The organism is Rhizobium sp. RU36D (genome assembly GCF_900176345.1).
In the GTDB taxonomy this organism is placed as follows: domain Bacteria; phylum Pseudomonadota; class Alphaproteobacteria; order Rhizobiales; family Rhizobiaceae; genus Allorhizobium.
In genome coordinates, this window is the sequence record NZ_FWXU01000013.1 from 53,025 (window position 1) to 69,595 (window position 16,571).

General features: G+C 64.2%; 10 protein-coding genes. 5 read left to right on the plus strand and 5 right to left on the minus strand.

The window, feature by feature from the left end; all coding sequences use genetic code 11:
* Positions 1-22: 22 nt before the first annotated feature.
* Complete coding sequence (locus tag B9A97_RS16690) at positions 23-2,296, minus strand: putative bifunctional diguanylate cyclase/phosphodiesterase (protein ID WP_084366493.1); 2,274 nt, start codon at positions 2,294-2,296, stop codon at positions 23-25.
* A gap of 164 nt (positions 2,297-2,460) precedes the next feature.
* Positions 2,461-3,123: a GntR family transcriptional regulator gene (locus B9A97_RS16695; RefSeq protein WP_084366494.1), complete on the minus strand. Its 663-nt coding sequence runs from the start codon at positions 3,121-3,123 to the stop codon at positions 2,461-2,463.
* A 453-nt stretch (positions 3,124-3,576) separates the two neighbouring features.
* On the opposite strand from B9A97_RS16695, the gene B9A97_RS16700 reads away from it, so the two are divergent.
* Genes B9A97_RS16700 through B9A97_RS16720 form a run of 5 tightly spaced genes read left to right on the plus strand, consistent with a single transcriptional unit; the run spans position 3,577 to position 9,768 of the window.
* On the plus strand, positions 3,577-4,791 hold the full coding sequence (locus B9A97_RS16700; protein ID WP_143530539.1) for an NRAMP family divalent metal transporter: 1,215 nt from the start codon (positions 3,577-3,579) through the stop codon (positions 4,789-4,791).
* 23 nt (positions 4,792-4,814) lie between these two features.
* Positions 4,815-5,579 (plus strand): LamB/YcsF family protein, encoded by a 765-nt coding sequence (locus B9A97_RS16705; RefSeq protein WP_084366496.1) that lies wholly within the window; start codon positions 4,815-4,817, stop codon positions 5,577-5,579.
* A gap of 10 nt (positions 5,580-5,589) precedes the next feature.
* Positions 5,590-6,396: a putative hydro-lyase gene (locus B9A97_RS16710; protein WP_084366497.1), complete on the plus strand. Its 807-nt coding sequence runs from the start codon at positions 5,590-5,592 to the stop codon at positions 6,394-6,396.
* Positions 6,397-6,403: 7 nt separating this feature from the next.
* Positions 6,404-7,999 (plus strand): 5-oxoprolinase subunit B/C family protein, encoded by a 1,596-nt coding sequence (locus B9A97_RS16715; protein WP_084366498.1) that lies wholly within the window; start codon positions 6,404-6,406, stop codon positions 7,997-7,999.
* A 35-nt stretch (positions 8,000-8,034) separates the two neighbouring features.
* Positions 8,035-9,768, plus strand: coding sequence for an acetyl/propionyl/methylcrotonyl-CoA carboxylase subunit alpha (locus B9A97_RS16720; RefSeq protein WP_084366499.1), 1,734 nt, complete (start codon positions 8,035-8,037; stop codon positions 9,766-9,768).
* A 79-nt stretch (positions 9,769-9,847) separates the two neighbouring features.
* Here the strand turns inward: B9A97_RS16720 and B9A97_RS16725 are convergent, their stop codons facing one another.
* The 3 genes from B9A97_RS16725 to B9A97_RS16735 all read right to left on the minus strand — a co-directional run bounded on the left by B9A97_RS16725 (position 9,848) and on the right by B9A97_RS16735 (position 16,529).
* Positions 9,848-11,533 (minus strand): restriction endonuclease, encoded by a 1,686-nt coding sequence (locus tag B9A97_RS16725; protein WP_210189708.1) that lies wholly within the window; start codon positions 11,531-11,533, stop codon positions 9,848-9,850.
* Positions 11,534-11,784: 251 nt separating this feature from the next.
* Positions 11,785-15,261, minus strand: coding sequence for an ATP-binding protein (locus B9A97_RS16730; RefSeq protein WP_084366501.1), 3,477 nt, complete (start codon positions 15,259-15,261; stop codon positions 11,785-11,787).
* Positions 15,261-16,529, minus strand: coding sequence for a metallophosphoesterase family protein (locus tag B9A97_RS16735; protein WP_084366502.1), 1,269 nt, complete (start codon positions 16,527-16,529; stop codon positions 15,261-15,263). Before B9A97_RS16735 ends, B9A97_RS16730 begins: the two co-directional genes overlap by 1 nt.
* Between the last annotated feature and the right edge of the window lie 42 nt (positions 16,530-16,571).

The following is a 16,571-nucleotide window of genomic DNA, read 5'->3' on the forward strand; positions in this document are numbered from 1 at the left end:
GCCGCGGCGGTTGTTCCATCAGTCAGTTCAATGCGGTCTTCGGATCAGCCGGTGCCGATCCCAGTTCAATGTCAGTGATCGGCTTCGGCCGGGCGAAGTAATAGCCCTGCGCATTGGTGCAGCCGGCAGCCCGCAGGATGAAGAGCTGCTCTTCCGTCTCCACCCCTTCGGCGGTAATTTCCATATCCAGTTCGCGCGCCAGATTGGTGATGGCGGCAACGATCGCCCTTGATGTCGGGTGGGTGGGAAGATCGGCCACGAAGCCCCGGTCGATCTTGATCTTGCTGAAGGGCATGTCGGCCAGATAGCTCAGCGAGGCATAACCGGTGCCGAAATCGTCCAGCACGACGGAAATGCCCATGGCGCCGATCGCCTGCAGCGCATCGCGGCTGTCGGTGCCGGCCAGCATCACGGTTTCCGTCACCTCCAGCTCCAGACGCTGCGGCGAAAGGCCTGAAGTGGCGAGAGCCGCCGTCACCGTATCGACAACAGCCCCGTGGCGCAGTTGGACGGGAGAGAGATTCACCGCCAGGCGAATATCGTCGGGCCAGGTCACGGCATCGGCGCAGGCACGCTCCAGCACCCAGGCGCCGAGCGCGACGATCACGCCGGTTTCCTCGGCCAGCGGAATGAACCGGTCGGGCGAGACGAGGCCCTGCTGCGGGTGGCGCCAGCGCACCAGCGCCTCAAACCCACAGATCCTGTTCGTGGCGATGTTGACGAAGGGCTGGTAATGCAGCTCGAACTCGCCGCGCTGTAGCGCCAGCCTGAGGTCGATTTCCAGCGCGTGCTGGTCCTGGACCACCATGTCCATGCCCTGTTCGAAGACGATCAGGGTGCCTCGGCCGGCGGCCTTGGCCCGATAGAGCGCAAGGTCGGCATTCTGCAGCAGTTGCCCGGCGGTGTTGCCATGGGTCGGCGCGCAGGAAATGCCGATGCTGGTCCCCACCACCACCTCATGGCCCTCAAGCATGAACCCCTTGGAGATGGTCTGCAGCAGGCGACTGCCAAGGCCGCGGGCTTCGCTGACGGCATCGTGGCGGACGCGCTGGATGATGGCGAATTCATCGCCGCCGAGGCGGGCCGCAAGATCGCCATCCCCCAGAACCTCGCGGATGCGCTGGGCTGTCGTGATCAGCAGCTGGTCGCCGCAGCCATGGCCCAACGTGTCGTTGACCACCTTGAACCGGTCGAGGTCGAGCAAGAGGATGTTAAAGTCACCCCCCTGGTCCATGCTCTCAAGCGCCTTGTCCAGCGTCTTCATCAAGAGCGCGCGATTGGCGAGACCGGTCAGCGCGTCGTGATGCGCCATGTGTTCGAGCTTCACCGCCATGTCGCGGATTTCGCGCAGGCGGGCGCGTTCCACCACGGCCTCCCGCAAGGCCTCGATGGCGCGCGCGAGGTCGCCGATCTCGTCGCGGCGGCCCTGGAACGGCGTCACCTTGTCGGTCACTTCGCCGGCGATCTGCAGCGTGGCCTGAACCAGCGCCGGCACCGGCCGAAACAGGCGCCGCGCCAGCGCCGTGGCCACGAGACCGGTCAGGATCAGGATCGTCAGGAGCATGATGAGCGAGTTGCGGATCAGCTCGTCCTGCGCCCGGTTCAGCGTCGAGGCCTTGCCAATGGACACAGCCACCACGCCGAGCAAGGCATTATCAGTGCTGACGATCGGCAGCAGGCCAATATAGTATTTCTTGCCCGCGATGGTGGCAAAGCCACTCGATATCCGACCGGATACCGCAGCGTCGGCAAACAGCGGTTCGTCCCTGTTGATCCACGGGCTTTCCGCGGTCGACAGACCGGAAGAAGCCGCCACATCGATGAAGTGGTCCGTGGTCGGATCGATGTGAAACAGCCAGGTGTCATTCTTCGTTTGCGCCGCGACCAGTGCCAGCACATCCGTCGGCGTAAAGCCGGTGAAGAGAATGGAATCGTCGTCGCCGATCGGCTGGCCGGTGACGATCTTCTCCACCTGGCCGCTGGCATCGGTCTTGATCACGACATTGGTATAGATGTTGCGCAGGGTGGAGCTGGCGATCTGCGTGTTGATATAGGCCTGGTTTCGCCACTGCTCCTTGGCCGCATCGACAAACATCGACCAGCCCACCAGGGCGCCGACACTGTAGGAGATGAGAATGCCGCCGAGAAAGACGATGACAATCTTGAACAGTAGGGAACGCTTCCAGGCGGAGACAAGGGCGAGAGCCGAACCGAACCGGTGACGCGAATCCTTCCCAAGATCCACGGTGTCAGCGATATCGGCAGGGCCTTGCACCTGGTAAATGTCATCCGTCATCGAGCGCGCGCCATCAAATCCCAAGATGAAAACAAATTCGCAGCAATCCGGACGCCAGCCGCACCCGTCTTTGCATGTTACGCGAGAGAAGTTTCCAATCGATGGGTTGTGTCGAGATTTGGCTCGAATAGTTGATGCATCGTTAAGCCTGAGGTAACCCGGCCTCAGCCCGCGTGGTCGATGCGCGAGAAGGCGGCGAGAACAGTGCGCTCCGATTGGGCGAGATAGGCTTCCAGCGATCGCGCGGCCTCGTCCGGCTTGCCGGCCTCAAGCTTTTCCAGGATCGCGGCATTGAGATCGACATAGGGCGCGTGCAGCAGGTCCGGGTCGCGCAGCAGGCCGAAGGAAAGCCGCAACTCCGCGGCGATCTGCGCATAGAAGGCATTCAGCCGCTGGCTGTCAGCGAGATCGACGATCGCCGCGTGGAACGCCATGTTGGCGCTGCCTACCTTCACCCAGTCGCGCACATCCCGTGCCGCCTTTGCCGTCTCGACGGCGGCCCGCATCCGAGCGACGGCGGGGTGATTGGGATAGGCGCCGGCCAGCGCCTGGCACTCGACCATCCGGCGCACCCGGTAGATGTCGATGATCGAGGCCATGCTGGGGGTCGAGACGAAGACGCCGCGATTGGGCTCGTGGCGCAGCAGTCCCTCTTTCGTCAGCAGGCGAAAGGCCTCCCGCAGCGAGTTGCGAGACACCGCGAGGTCCGCACTCAAGGCCGCCTCGGAGAGCCGTTGGCCGGGCCGCAACTCGCCGCCGATCAGCTTGTCGCGGATCTGTTCCGCAAGCCGTGGCGCCAGCGCCGATGTCGTGTCCTGCTCTGCCATCGATAACCCTTGGGAATGGAGCGGGGAACCCCGCCGCAAGCGGCATCGATAGACCAGTTCGCGGCACTTCGCCAGTGCTTGCGAAGCCTCCAGAGACCACTCCTTTTGGCCAACTCTGAGCGCGGGCGATGGCCTCGCTCGGTACCGCCGGTCCTGGGCCGAGGGCAGGAATCATGACCGAAATTTGGTCACGTACCGCTCGTTTTGTCATCATATCTGCCAGATATCGCTCAACATTTGAACAATATGGTAGAACGAAACAATAAAATCGTTGAACAATATTGACAAAATTGTGAAACGCGATGACGCTTGGGGCGCAAATGGTTAACGTGGATCGAAAGGCGCCACCGCCGGCCAGGATCCGCGGTCATAAGGAGAGGGTTCATGGAACAGCAATCAGCATCCCCCGCCGCCGGATCGGCCGTCGGCGCCACCGTCCCGCCTGCCCAGGGCATGACGACCGCCACGCGCCGCGCGGCCTTCACCGCCGCCATCTTCCTGATGGCGACGTCGGCCATCGGCCCGGGCTTCATCACCCAGACGGCGACCTTCACCACCAAGCTCGGCGCGGCGTTTGCCTTCGCCATCCTGGCCTCGATCCTGATCGACTTCGTGGTTCAGCTGAACATCTGGCGCATCGTCACGCTGACGCGCATGCGCGCCTCCGACATCGCCAATGCCGCGATCCCGGGCACCGGCTATGTTCTCGCCATCCTCGTCATCGTCGGCGGCCTGTTCTTCAATATCGGCAATATCGGCGGCTCCGGCCTGGGCCTCAACGCCATGCTCGGGCTTGATCCCAAATGGGGTGGTGCCATCAGCGCGCTGATCGCCATCGGCATCTTCCTGTCGAAAAAGGCCGGTGTGGCCATCGACCGGCTGATCGTCGTCGCTGGCGTCGCCATGATCGTCCTGACGCTCTACGTCGCCATCGTGTCCAACCCGCCTGTTGGTGACGCGCTGTTCCAGACCTTCATTCCCGCCACCATCGATTTCGCCACCATCACGACAATCGTCGGCGGCACGGTCGGCGGCTACATCACCTATTCCGGCGCGCACCGCCTGCTGGACAAGGGCACCGTCGGCATCGAAAACCTCGGCGCCGTCAACCGCGCGGCGCTGACCGGCATCGCGGTCACTGGCGTCATGCGCTACGTCCTGTTCCTCGCCATCCTCGGCGTGGTGGCGAGCGGCGTCGTCATCGATGTCTCGGGCAAGGGCGCCAACCCGGCCGCCCAGGCTTTCCAGGCCGCCGCCGGCGACATCGGCTACCGCCTCTTCGGCGCAGTCCTCTGGTTTGCCGCCATCACCTCCGTCATCGGTGCGGCCTATACCTCGGTCTCCTTCATCACCGTGTTCAAGAAGGACATCAGCGAGCGCGGCCGCAACATCGCGACCGTCATCTTCATCGCCGTCTCGCTGTTCTTCTACGTCGTCATCACCACGCCGCCGGCGCAGATGCTGGTCTTCGTCGGTGGCCTGAACGGCCTGATCCTGCCCATCGGCCTGTCGATCTTCATCTATGCCGCCTGGGCTCGCTCCGATCTGATGGGCGGCTATCGCTACCCCCGTTGGCTGTTGGTGCTGGGTGTGCTGACTTGCGCGCTCACCTGGTACATGGGCTACAAGTCGATCGGTCCGATCTTCGCGCTGCTGTCGGCCGCCTGACGATCACGCAAGGGAGAAGAGACATGCCATCAATCGATCTGAACAGCGATCTCGGCGAAAGCTATGGCGCCTGGTCCATGGGCGATGACGAGGCGATGCTGTCCATCGTCTCGAGCGCCAATGTCGCCTGCGGCTTCCATGCCGGCGATCCCCTGGGCATCCTGAAAACCGTGAAGGCGGCGGCTGCAAAGGGCGTGAAGATCGGCGCGCATGTCTCCTATCCCGATCGCGTCGGCTTCGGCCGGCGCGACATGGATGTGACATCGGCGGAGCTTTCCGCCGATGTCCTCTACCAGATCGGCGCGCTGCAGGGCATCGCCGCCGCTGCCGGCACCAAGGTCGGCTATGTGAAACCCCATGGTGCGCTATACAACCGCATCGCCAACGATCCAAAGCAGGGCCAGGCGGTCATCGACGGCATCAAGGCCGTCGATCCGTCCCTGGTCCTGATGGGCCTCGCCGGCACCCAGATCCTCGATCTTGCGCGCAAGTCGGGACTTGATGTCGTGGCCGAAGCTTTTGCCGATCGCGCCTATACGCCCACCGGCGATCTCGTCTCCCGCCGCGAGCCGGGTGCTGTGCTGCACGATACCGCGCTGATCGCCCGGCGAATGCTGCAGCTTGCCCATCAGGGCACGCTGGAAGCCATTGACGGCTCCACCATCAAGATCGATGCGCAATCGATCTGCGTGCATGGCGATAGCCCCGGCGCGGTCGCCATCGCCCAGGAAATCCGCCGTGCCTTCGAGGCGGACGGCCTGTCCGTCCGCTCCTTCCTGCCGGCTTGAGGGAACGACCATGATTGCCTTGGACCATCTCTCCCATGTCGATGCCTCCGCCGCCCGCGCGGCGCGCGCCCGCTATCGTCAGGGTCTCGTCGAGCCCACTTCGGGCGTCGCTCCCGGCTTCACCCAGGCCAATATGATCGTGCTGCCGCGCGATTGGGCCTTCGACTTCCTGCTCTATGCGCAGCGCAATCCCAAGGCCTGCCCGGTGCTGGATGTCTCCGATCCCGGCTCGCACACCACGCTTTTGGCGCCGGATGCCGATCTGCGCCGCGATATCCCGCTCTACCGCATCTGGCGCGATGGAAAGATGGCGGAAGAAACCGCCGATGCCAGCGCGGCCTGGGCCGAGCATCCCGATCTCGTCAGCTTCCTGATCGGCTGCAGCTTCACCTTCGAAACGCCGATGCTGGAAGCCGGCATCGAGATCCGCCACATCACCGACAAGTCCAATGTGCCGATGTACCTGACCAACCGCCCCTGCCGCCCGGCCGGCCGGCTGCATGGCAATATGGTGGTGTCGATGCGGCCGATCCCGGCCTCGCGCGTGGCCGATGCCGCGACCATTTCCGGCCGCTTCCCCTCGGTCCATGGTGCGCCCGTCCATGTCGGCGCGCCTGAAGAGCTCGGCATAAAGGATCTCTCCCGGCCCGAATTCGGCGATGCCGTGCGCATCGAGCCGGGCGAAGTACCGGTCTTCTGGGCCTGCGGCGTCACCCCGCAGGCGGCCGTCATGGCGTCAGGCGTGCCCTTTGCCATCACCCATGCGCCGGGGCATATGTTCATCACCGACATCCCCGATTCCGCCTATCACGCCTGAGGTATCCATGCGCTTCCTGCCAGTCAGCCTGACGGTTCTGCTCGTCGAACTCGCCGATCTCGACGAGACGCTGGCGCTGTTTGCCTCGTTGGAGGCCGATCCGGTCGATGGCATCGAGGACATGGTGCCAGCGGCGCGCACGCTGATGATCCGCTTCCGCCCGGAGCGGACAACAGCCCAAACACTGGCCGGCGCGATCGCCACCCGCGACCTCTCGGCGAAGATCGCGCCCTCCGACAAGCTCGTCGAGATCCCGGTCCGTTACGACGGCGAGGATCTCCAGGATGTAGCCGACCTGACCGGCCTTTCGGTCGCAGAGGTCATCCGCCGCCATGCGGACAGCACCTTCACCGTGGCCTTCTGCGGCTTCGCGCCAGGCTTCGGCTATCTCGTCGGCGGCGATCCCGCGCTTCAGGTGCCGCGCCGGCAGAGCCCGCGCACGAAGATCCTGGCCGGCTCCGTGGCGCTGGCCGGCGCCTTTTCCGGCGTCTATCCGCAAAACAGTCCCGGCGGTTGGCAGATCATCGGCACGACGCCGCTCAAGATGTGGGACCTCACTCGCGATCCCCCTGCTCTGTTCCAGCCCGGCTACCGCGTGCGCTTCTACGATCTGGAAAAACGCGCCGCCCCGATCAAGGCCTCGTCCGGCAAGACGGCCGCATCGGAGAGCGCACCGGGCCATGCCCTGACGCTGAAGGTTCTGGCCGCGCCCATGCCGGCGCTGTTTCAGGATCTGGGACGTTTCGGCCAGACAGGCCAAGGCGTTTCCTCATCGGGCGCGCTGGATATCGGTGCGCTCAAGGCCGCCAACCGCGCCGTTGGCAATCCCTCGGATTGCGCCTGTCTTGAAATCACGCTGGGCGGCTTTTCCTTCGAAATGTCGGGTCGCGCCGTGATGGCCCTGAGCGGCGCGCCCTGTCCCATCACCGTCCGCGATGCGACTGGCCGGGAAACCGTGGCCGAAACTTACAAGCCGCTGTCGCTGGAGCCCGGCGATATCGTCACCCTCGGCCATGCGCCGCGGGGAGCCCGCAGCTATCTCGCCATCCGCGGCGGCTTTGCCGTCACGCCGGTGCTCGGCAGCGCCTCCACCGATACGCTGGCCGTGGTCGGGCCTGAGCCGGTGACTTCGGGCGCTGTGCTTGCCCTTCACGGCGAGCGTCCGGGGCTCAATCCCGTCTCGCTGACCGAAGCGCCTGCCTTCGAGCATCCGGCCGCGGGCGACACTGTTGTGCTCGACGTCATCATGGGGCCGCGCAGCGATTGGTTCACGGCGTCAGGCATCGAGACGCTGTCGGCCCAGGTCTGGCAGGTGACGCCGCAATCCAACCGCGTCGGCATCCGCATCTCAGGCGAGGTGCCGCTGGAGCGCAAAGACAAGGCCGAACTGCCAAGTGAAGGGACCGCGACCGGCGCCATCCAGGTGCCCCATAGCGGCCAGCCGGTGCTGTTCCTGGCGGATCACCCGCTGACGGGCGGTTATCCCGTCATCGGCACGGTTGCCGAATATCATCTCGATCTCGCCGGGCAGATCCCGGTCAATGCCCAGATACAGTTTCGTCCGGTGACGCGCTTCGCCGACATCCAGCCTTCAAGGGCTTGAAGCGCACCCGGCCACCAGAACATGAGGAACCAGTCATGAAGAAAGTGCTGATCGCCAACCGCGGCGAAATCGCCGTTCGCATCATCAGGGCCTGCCGCGACCATGGTCTTCAGTCCGTCGCCGTCTATGCCGATCCCGATGTGGATGCGCCCTTCGTGGCCCTGGCCGACGAGGCCTATGGCCTTTCCGGCAGCCGGCCCGCCGAGACCTATCTCGATATCGACAAGCTGATCGCCATCGCGGCAAAGAGCGGTGCCGATGCCGTGCATCCCGGCTATGGCTTCCTGTCGGAACGTGCCGAATTCGCCCGCGCGGTGCAGCAGGCCGGCCTCATCTGGATCGGCCCTGATCCGCATGTCATCGAGGCGCTGGGCGACAAGGTCGAGGCGCGGCGCATCGCCACGTCAGTCGGCGCCCCCCTGGTCGCCGGGAGCGACGGCCCGGTCGAAAGCGCGGCCGAGGTCATCGCCTTTGCCGAAAAGCACGGCCTTCCGGTCGCCATCAAGGCCGCCCATGGCGGCGGCGGTCGCGGCCTCAAGGTCGCCTGGAAGATGGACGAGGTGGCCGAGCTTTACGAGTCTGCCGTGCGCGAGGCCAAGGCCGCCTTTGGCCGCGGCGAGTGTTTCCTTGAACGCTTCCTCGACCGCCCGCGCCATATCGAGGCGCAGGTGCTGGCCGACAAGCACGGCAATGTCCTGGTGCTCGGCACCCGTGATTGCTCGCTGCAGCGCCGCAACCAGAAGCTCGTCGAAGAGGCGCCGGCCCCCTTCCTCACAGACGCCCAGCGCCACGAAATCCACGATGCGGCCAGGCGCATCTGTGCCGCCGCGGGCTATTCCGGCGCCGGCACGGTGGAATTCCTACTCGGCGTCGACGGCACGATTTCCTTCCTCGAAGTGAACACCCGCCTGCAGGTCGAACATCCCGTGACGGAGGAAACGACGGGCATCGATCTCGTCATCGAGCAGTTCCGCATTGCCGACGGGCTACCTTTGGAAGTCACCGAGACGCCCGCACCGCGCGGCCATTCCATCGAGTTCCGCATCAACGCGGAGGATCCCGGCCGCGGCTATCTGCCCACGCCCGGCAAGATCACCACCTTCGCGCCGCCGTCCGGCCCGGGCATCCGCCTCGATAGCGGCGTCGTCTCCGGCTCCACCGTGCCCGGCACCTTCGACAGCCTGATGGCCAAGCTGATCGTGACGGGCGCCACCCGCGAACAGGCGCTCTCCCGCGCCCGCCGGGCTCTCGCCGAATTCACCATCGAAGGCGTGGCCACCGTCCTGCCCTTCCACCGCGCCGCCATCGCCTCGCGCGATTTCACCGGTGAGGACGGCTTCAAGGTCCACACCCGCTGGATCGAGACCGATTTTGCCGGGACGATGGAGGCGGCGGCCCGGCCCGAGCCGCTGTCTGACGACCAGATGGTCCGCACCCATGTGGAAATCGACGGCAAGCGCCACGCGCTCGGCATTCCCGCCGCCCTTCTGGCCGGGCTCGGCGGCCTTTCGACTGCCAACCCTGCGGCCGGCCTTGCTGCGGTAAAACCCGAAGACCGCGCTGCCATCACCGCGCCGATCTCCGGCACGCTGCAAGCCTTCAAGATCGAGGACGGCACCGAGGTGGCGAAAGGCGACCTGATCGCCGTGATGGAGGCGATGAAGATGGAAACCCAGGTCTCCGCCCCCCGCGCAGGCAAGATCCGCCTTACCGCCGAACCCGGCGCTTATATCAACGCGGGCACGGAGATCGCCCGGTTCGAGGATTGAGATGGGTGCGGCGCAGTCCCTCTCCCCCTTGTGGGAAGGGATGAAAAACCAGCCTCTTAGGTAAGCCTAGCATAGACACCTAGCTATTTCTGAGGTTCAGCTCTTTCCTCGCAGCTTGTAGATCAATCTTCGCATTGTAACCGTGTTTCTGCAGAAGATGGAGAAGGTGCGAGCCGGTGAAAAGGCTTATAGGCTTGCCTGAAGCAAACTGGTGAGCGTCAGGCCCGTAATCAGCAGTTGATATCAATATGCCTCTGGATGCACCCTCGTGCTGCAAGGTGCCGTACAGGTCACGTACGGCTGATACCCCGACTGTCTTTGTATACCGCTTCGCTTGGATGATGATCTTGCCACCGGTGATTGGGTCCGGATCAAACGCCACCGCATCCACACCACCGTCGCTGCTCGCTTGAGTTATCTTTACCTCGCCACCCCTCGAGGCGAACTCCTTTTCGAACAGCTCCCGTATGAGGTGCTCAAAGTCACCCCAGTCCATTGCAGCAATGTTGGTGGCATTGTCGAGACCTGCAATGATCTCCTTTGCGTCAATGAAGCGCTTGTCCTGTTTGTTCATTTCCATGACCGGAGCGATCGGCGCCAACGCCGCGAGTGAGGAGGCTGAAACGCCTTTCAAGCTCTTGAAGCACGCCTTCGGGTCAACTCTCGCAAGATCGATCTGCTCGAATTCTGACTTCGTTACGAGCACAGACATGATGCAGCTTCGGGTATCCTTGCCAGTGGCACGGTTCACGCTGGTTGAGAAGCCGTTAAAGAGGATCGCCTTCAGGTTTCCATGCTCGTCCGCTTCGAAGAGTTCGTGGAGAGTACGCAGGCAAATCTGATAACAAGCCGAATCAAAGTAGGCTTTCTGTTCCCTCTCTGACAGATGCGTCTCTTTCACTTCCCCCGTAGAGGGCGTGAATTTTACCGACTTTAGGGTCGGCATTCTGTCGAGAGATGGAAGTTCGTATTCAATCTGTAGCATTTGGGCCGGAGCGGCATGATAATCAAGCTCATAGGATTTCTCGAACAACCCACCATAGTCCGAGGCATCGAGAACCAGGCTAGCGTGCTCAATTACCGCTCTCGGATCGCCAGCTTTAACGTCCCTAGCAAGCTGGTCAATCTTGGCGTTCGCTGCATCTTGCGCAGCTATGAACTCATTGTGCTTCTGCTTACACTCGACTTCATACTGTTCTTTTGCTTGGCGCCACTCATCGACCTTCGTATTGTGGAGAGCGATGGCCTCCTCCGTCTTCCGTTTCCAGTCTTCCTTATCAGCCTCGTAAAGGGCGCGAGCCTTCTCTTGCTTTCGGGCGCGCCGACCGAAAACAACATCCCAGAACGAGATATGAGGAACTAAAAGAACTGGCTCGTCGAAGGGCTTCCGAGATGGCTTGGGCACAGCGTAGGACATTGGACCTGTATAAATAGATCTGTCTTTCAGCTTCTCCCAATCAACTCGGTCGTTACGGCCAAAAGTCCACTCAAGGATATTGCTGACGGCTGCCAACTTTGCACCTGCTTCCGCACTCATAGCGTCGCAGGCTTCCTTGCTCGCCGCCAATTGAGACTTGCGATAGTGGTCATCGGCAAGCTTATCCCAACGCTCCAGCAATTCTCCTACCTTGATCTCAAGAAGGTAGATCTCTGGTGCGCTGACTTGCTTATGAATGCCCAGTTCAGTCTGCCAAAAGTCGATCGAATAACGCAGAATTCGCTGGCCATTGGCACTCCATTTTGCCTCGATCTCGCCAACCTTCAACGCCTTGATGTATCTTGACTTATAAGAAACCTGGACCGTTGCGCGCCCCCCCTGACATAGCGACCAAGAGAAGCAAATCCTGGGTTGCGCGTCTAGTAGGTGACCACTTTTTGAATTGCAGCTATGCTTAATCTGCAGTGCGGCGTGCTTAAACGCCTTTCGCTCGAATAAATTTTAGGTCGATCCGACCTAAAATCATCCAGATCCAAGCGCTAGATTTTTCAGCTGATGGACCTATCGCCCCCCAAACCTCATATCTCATGAATCCGCACCGATGGCACCACGCGCTGGGCGAGGTCGCAGAGGTGGCGGTGGTGGGTGAGGTAGATGACCTGGCCGATCCGCGCCATCTCGCCGAATAGCCGCAGCACCTCTTCCGAGCGGGGTTCGTCGAAGGTTTCCATGATGTCGTCGGCGATGAAGGGCACCGCCGGGCGCAACCTGGCGAATTCCTCGTAGCCGGCCAGGCGCAGCGCGAGATAGAGCTGGAAGCGGGTGCCCTTGGACATTTCCTCCGCCAGCTTCGAGCCGCCCGCCCTGGTGATGCCGATCAGCGTTTCCCGGTCCTTGTCCGGGCGGGCCGCAAGACCCTGATATTCCCCGCGGGTGATCTGGCTGAAGGCGTCGGAGGCGCGGGTCATCATGGCGCTGCGGTGGCGGTCGCGATAGGCTCGGAGCGCATGTTCGGCTACCAGTGCGCCGGCCTTCAGCCGGAGATGGGCCAGCGCCGCCTCCTCGATTTCCAGGAAGATCGTGCGTCGCTCCGCCTCGATGCGGGCCACGGCATCATCGCCGCCGATCGCCTCCAGGCGGTCGGATGCCCTGGTCTTCTCGGCAAAAAGCTGGTTGCGGCGGTCCTCGATATCCTCAAGGCGTCCCGAAAGCTCGGCCGCCTCGCGGGCAAGCTCGGCGAAATCGATGCCGTCGAGTAGATCGAGCGCAGCTTCGATCGAGGGCGAGGAGACTTCCGTGAGGATGCGCACGCCAAGCTCCTGCAGCCGCGCTTCGCTGCGGGCCAGCGCTTGCGCCGCATCAAGCGCCTCTGCCACCTCGGCGAGCGTCTCGACGCCGAAGAAGGCGGTGAGTTCCGCCTTGGCCTCGGCATGGCTTGCCGCTTCCCGCTCCAGACCCGCGCGCTCTTCCTGCAGCAGCGCGCGCTCGGCTGTCTTGTCCGCCAGCGCCTTTTTCTGTTGCAAGGCCCGGGCGTGCCGCTCGGTCAGCGCCCGCGCGGCAACGGCCGAAAGCGCGGGGTCCAGCGTCTCGCCAAGCTCGGCCAGAAGCGCGGAGAGAGCGGCCACGAATTCGGCCTGGTCGCGCTCCATCGTGCCGATGCGGCGCAGGAATTCGTCGCGATCGCGCAGCAGGCCCGGAAGCTCGGCGAGCCGATCCAGCACTTCCCTGACAGCGCCGGGTTCCTGCATGCCCGCGAGCCATGTGCCGGAAAGCGCATCCTGCCAGCGCTGTTGCCAGGCCTCGGCCTCGGCCCGTGCCGCATCATAATTCCGCTGGCGAAGCTCCAGCTGCCGTTCCCTGTCCTCGTGCGCCCTTTGCGCCGCCTTCCGCGCCGTCAGCACCGCGGCATGGCGGGCAATGGCGTTTTCCGCCGCATAGGCCAGGGCGGCAAGATCGGGGGCGTCAGCGACGACGCCTGCGTGGTCCAGCGCCGTGGCGAGAGTGTCATGATCGCGTGCCAGGTCGGCCTTGGCGGTTTCGATCGCCTCTTCAGCGTCCCGCAGCGCGGCGGCCGCATCCAGCGCCTGTTGGCGGCGGCGGGCGAAGTCTTCGATCCGGCCAAGCAGCGTGGTCAAGTTGGTTATGCCGGTAAGCCCCGCGGCCGCCGGCAGTTCGGCGGCAATCTCGGCTGCAAGCGCGGCATGCTCAGCCTCGGCTTCCTTTTGCAGCGCTGTGTGCCGGGCTATGCCAGCCTGTGCCGCCGCACTTTCGCGGGTCAGGTGCCGAAGCTCGGCCAGATCTTGCAGGCTGGCGAGGCGAGTGGCGGCAATCCGGTCGTCGGCCTGCATGCGCTCTGAAAAGCTCGCCGCGGTCGCAGCATCCAGCTTGGCCAGGTGCTCGGCCCAGGCGGCATCGCGCGCTGCGCGGGCCGCTTGCGCTTCCGCATCGCCAATCGGCCCGACCGCGGTGCGGATCGCCGCGATGCGCGCGCCGCGCGTCTCCTCCTCGGTGACCAGGTCGCGCAGCCGGTCGCGATGTTCGGCGCGGCGCTTGTCGATCGCGGTCGCCGCCGTCCTCCAGGCCTCGACCTGTCGCTGGTCGGGCAGGCGCAGCGCATGGAGCGCAGCCGCATCCCCGGCAAAGGGGTCAAGTGCCGCAAACAGCTGGTCGCAGCGCTCCTTCAACTGCGGCAGGCCGCGCCGGGCCAGATGCAGCCGCGTCTGGTGGTCGCTGCGCCTGACGACGGACAGCGCTGCCTGAAGCGCGGCAAGCTCCGCCTCGCCGGGCAGATCGGCCGCGTCATCGTCCTCAGCCTCGGTCTCCTGCCCGCGCTCATGTTCCTGCCGCGCATGGGCAAGCTCCCGCTCCGCGCTTTTCAGCAGGGCCTCGATGCCGGAGCGGGATTCGATGAGATCGCGCAGCGTACCGATCGTGGCGGCCGGCAGCAGCAGGCTATGCGGATCGGCAAGGCCCGGCTGGCCCAGCGCGCCAAGCAGGGCGGCAATCGCGCCATCACGCTCGGCCAGCGCCAGCCGGCGCTTCGGCAGGTCTTCCTCGGCGCCAAGAAAGCGGGAAGCGGCCGGCGACAGCGCCAGAATGCGGTCGCCCAGCGCCAGCACCGGCTCGTCGAGACCGATCGCCTCGATCTGGCGGTCGAGACGGATGTCTGCTTCAACTAACTGTTCCAGCCGGGTCTGCAGCCGCACCTCGTCCTCGCGCAGCCTGGGCAACAGCCGCTCCCAGCCGGCCGGTGGACGCGGCAGGTCGCCCGCGGCGGCAATGGCCTCCCTGACATGGCGATACTCGTCGGCCAGAGGCCTTGCCTTCAGCTGCCCGCTCACCGTCTCATGACGGGCCCTGAGTTCGCCCCGTTCGCGCATCACGGCGTCATAGGCCTGGGTCGCCTGGGTCAGCGCCGCAACCAGCCCGGCATGGGCCGACGCCTGGGTGTCGATTTCATCCCGCCGGGCCTTCAGCTCGGTCAGCCGCTGCTTCAACTCGGCGATGCGGGTGGAGCGGGCGCGCTTCTTGTAAAGCTTGTCGGCCTCGTCGCCCACCAAAGCGAGCGTCGCGCTGACGCCGGCCAAGCCCGCACTGGCGGAAAACAGCAATTCGCCCAGATCGCCCCGGCTTTTCAGGATCGCCTCGCCGCCGTCCTCAAGCGTCTGGTCATCGAGCGAAAACATGGTGCGATAGGCATCCCGGCCGACGCCGGATAGCGGCGCGCTGAGCAGCGCCTCGGCCACCGGCTGACCCGCGCCGTCCAGCAGGTCGTTGCTGCGCTGCTTCAGGCGTTTCAGCTCATGGGTCGCGCCGCCGAACTCCAGGCAGGCGCCAATCTGCATGGCATTATAGGCATGCAGGAAGTTGTAGCGGCTGCGTTCCTCAATGCCGTAAAGCAGGTCGAGATAGGCCGATAGCGAGGTGGATTTGCCGGCCTCGTTCAGCCCGTAGACGATGTGCAGGTCCGGCGAGCCGGGCCTGTGCGCGCCGAAATCCAGGGCATGGTCGGTGAACTTGCCGTAGCGGGTGAGATCCAGGCGGCGCAGACGCATCAGTGGGTCTCCGCGCTTTCGGCCTTCAGCCGGGCCATCACGTCGTCGCTGCCGTCGGCCAGCAGTTGCGCGACAAAGGCCTCGAACTCCGCCTCGTCATCGCCGCTGAAGCCGCGGCTTTCGGCCGGCAGGTCATCGCGCAATTCCTTGACCATCCGCCTCACATCTTCGCGCAACCCGTGACTTGCGGCCATGTCGCTGCGCATCAGCGAGCCAAGCTCGACCAGAGGATCGGCGCTCGCCACGCTGCCCGTCTCGCCCGGCGGCTGCATGGAAAGCTCCAGCTTTTCGATCCAGGTGCGGCCAATGCCCTCGGCCCGCGCCTCCGCCTCGGTCAGAAGCAAGTCCCGGTCGCGGCGGATACGGAAGGCAAGCGGTGTCGTGCCGGTCAGAACAAGGCGGCTCACCAGATGCTCCGATGCCGTGGTCCCACGCGCCGCGACCAAAGCCGCCTCTATAGTCTCAACGGCCTCGAACCAGGTGGTGGCGGGCGTGAGATCCACGGGAACGCGGGCGAATTCTGCGAGGCTCGTCAGCCGTTCTTCCACAGCAATCGTCCTGTCGTCCCTGATGGTGACGAGCGATACGGTCTTCGGCCCCGCCTCGTTGATATCCCGCCCCTGGGGCATGCCGGGCATGATCACGGTGCGGCTTCCCGGATGGTCCATGCGCTGGTGGATATGGCCGAGCGCCCAATAGTCGAAACCTGCGGCATGCAGGTCCGCCGCGCTGCAGGGGGCATAGACGTCGTGGCCCACCGCGCCGGCAAGGCTCGTATGCAGAATGCCGATATTGACGGCATCCGCCACCGGCGGCCTGAATTTCGGCAGCAGGCTTTCCGGCGCATGGGGCTTGGCGAAGCTCATGCCCTGCACGGCAATACGCAGGCCCTCGCGGCTGCTTTCCACGATCTCGGCCCGCCCGGAATAAAGCTTCACCGATGGCGGCAGGATCAGTTCCTGGGTGATGCGCGACAAGGCGTCGTGATTGCCGCGGATGACATAGGTCGCAATACCGGCCGCATCCAGCCGCCCAAGCTGTGCCGCCAGAAACCGCGCCGTCTTCATGGAGGTCTGATCGCCGTCATAGAGATCACCAGCGATGATCACGGCATCGATCTGTTCTTCCAGGGCGAGATCCACAATCGAAACCAGCGCCCGGCGGGTGGAATCCCCGATCAACCCGGCCAGATCAGGATTGCGCAATGATAGCGAGCGCAGCGGCGAATCGAGATGAAGATCGGCGGTGTGAATGAATCGGAAGGGCATGGATTGTATTTCACTCTGGCTTCATCACAGGGAACCGTCATC

What these genes read in the sequence shown, in the direction of transcription:
- B9A97_RS16720 (WP_084366499.1), top strand. Translation starts at nt 8,035, where the DNA reads ATGAAGAAAGTGCTGATCGCCAACCGCGGCGAAATCGCCGTTCGCATC.
- B9A97_RS16695 (WP_084366494.1), bottom strand. Translation starts at nt 3,123, where the DNA reads ATGGCAGAGCAGGACACGACATCGGCGCTGGCGCCACGGCTTGCGGAA.
- B9A97_RS16730 (WP_084366501.1), bottom strand. Translation starts at nt 15,261, where the DNA reads ATGCGTCTGCGCCGCCTGGATCTCACCCGCTACGGCAAGTTCACCGAC.
- B9A97_RS16705 (WP_084366496.1), top strand. Translation starts at nt 4,815, where the DNA reads ATGCCATCAATCGATCTGAACAGCGATCTCGGCGAAAGCTATGGCGCC.
- B9A97_RS16700 (WP_143530539.1), top strand. Translation starts at nt 3,577, where the DNA reads ATGACGACCGCCACGCGCCGCGCGGCCTTCACCGCCGCCATCTTCCTG.
- B9A97_RS16690 (WP_084366493.1), bottom strand. Translation starts at nt 2,296, where the DNA reads ATGACGGATGACATTTACCAGGTGCAAGGCCCTGCCGATATCGCTGAC.
- B9A97_RS16715 (WP_084366498.1), top strand. Translation starts at nt 6,404, where the DNA reads ATGCGCTTCCTGCCAGTCAGCCTGACGGTTCTGCTCGTCGAACTCGCC.
- B9A97_RS16710 (WP_084366497.1), top strand. Translation starts at nt 5,590, where the DNA reads ATGATTGCCTTGGACCATCTCTCCCATGTCGATGCCTCCGCCGCCCGC.
- B9A97_RS16735 (WP_084366502.1), bottom strand. Translation starts at nt 16,529, where the DNA reads ATGCCCTTCCGATTCATTCACACCGCCGATCTTCATCTCGATTCGCCG.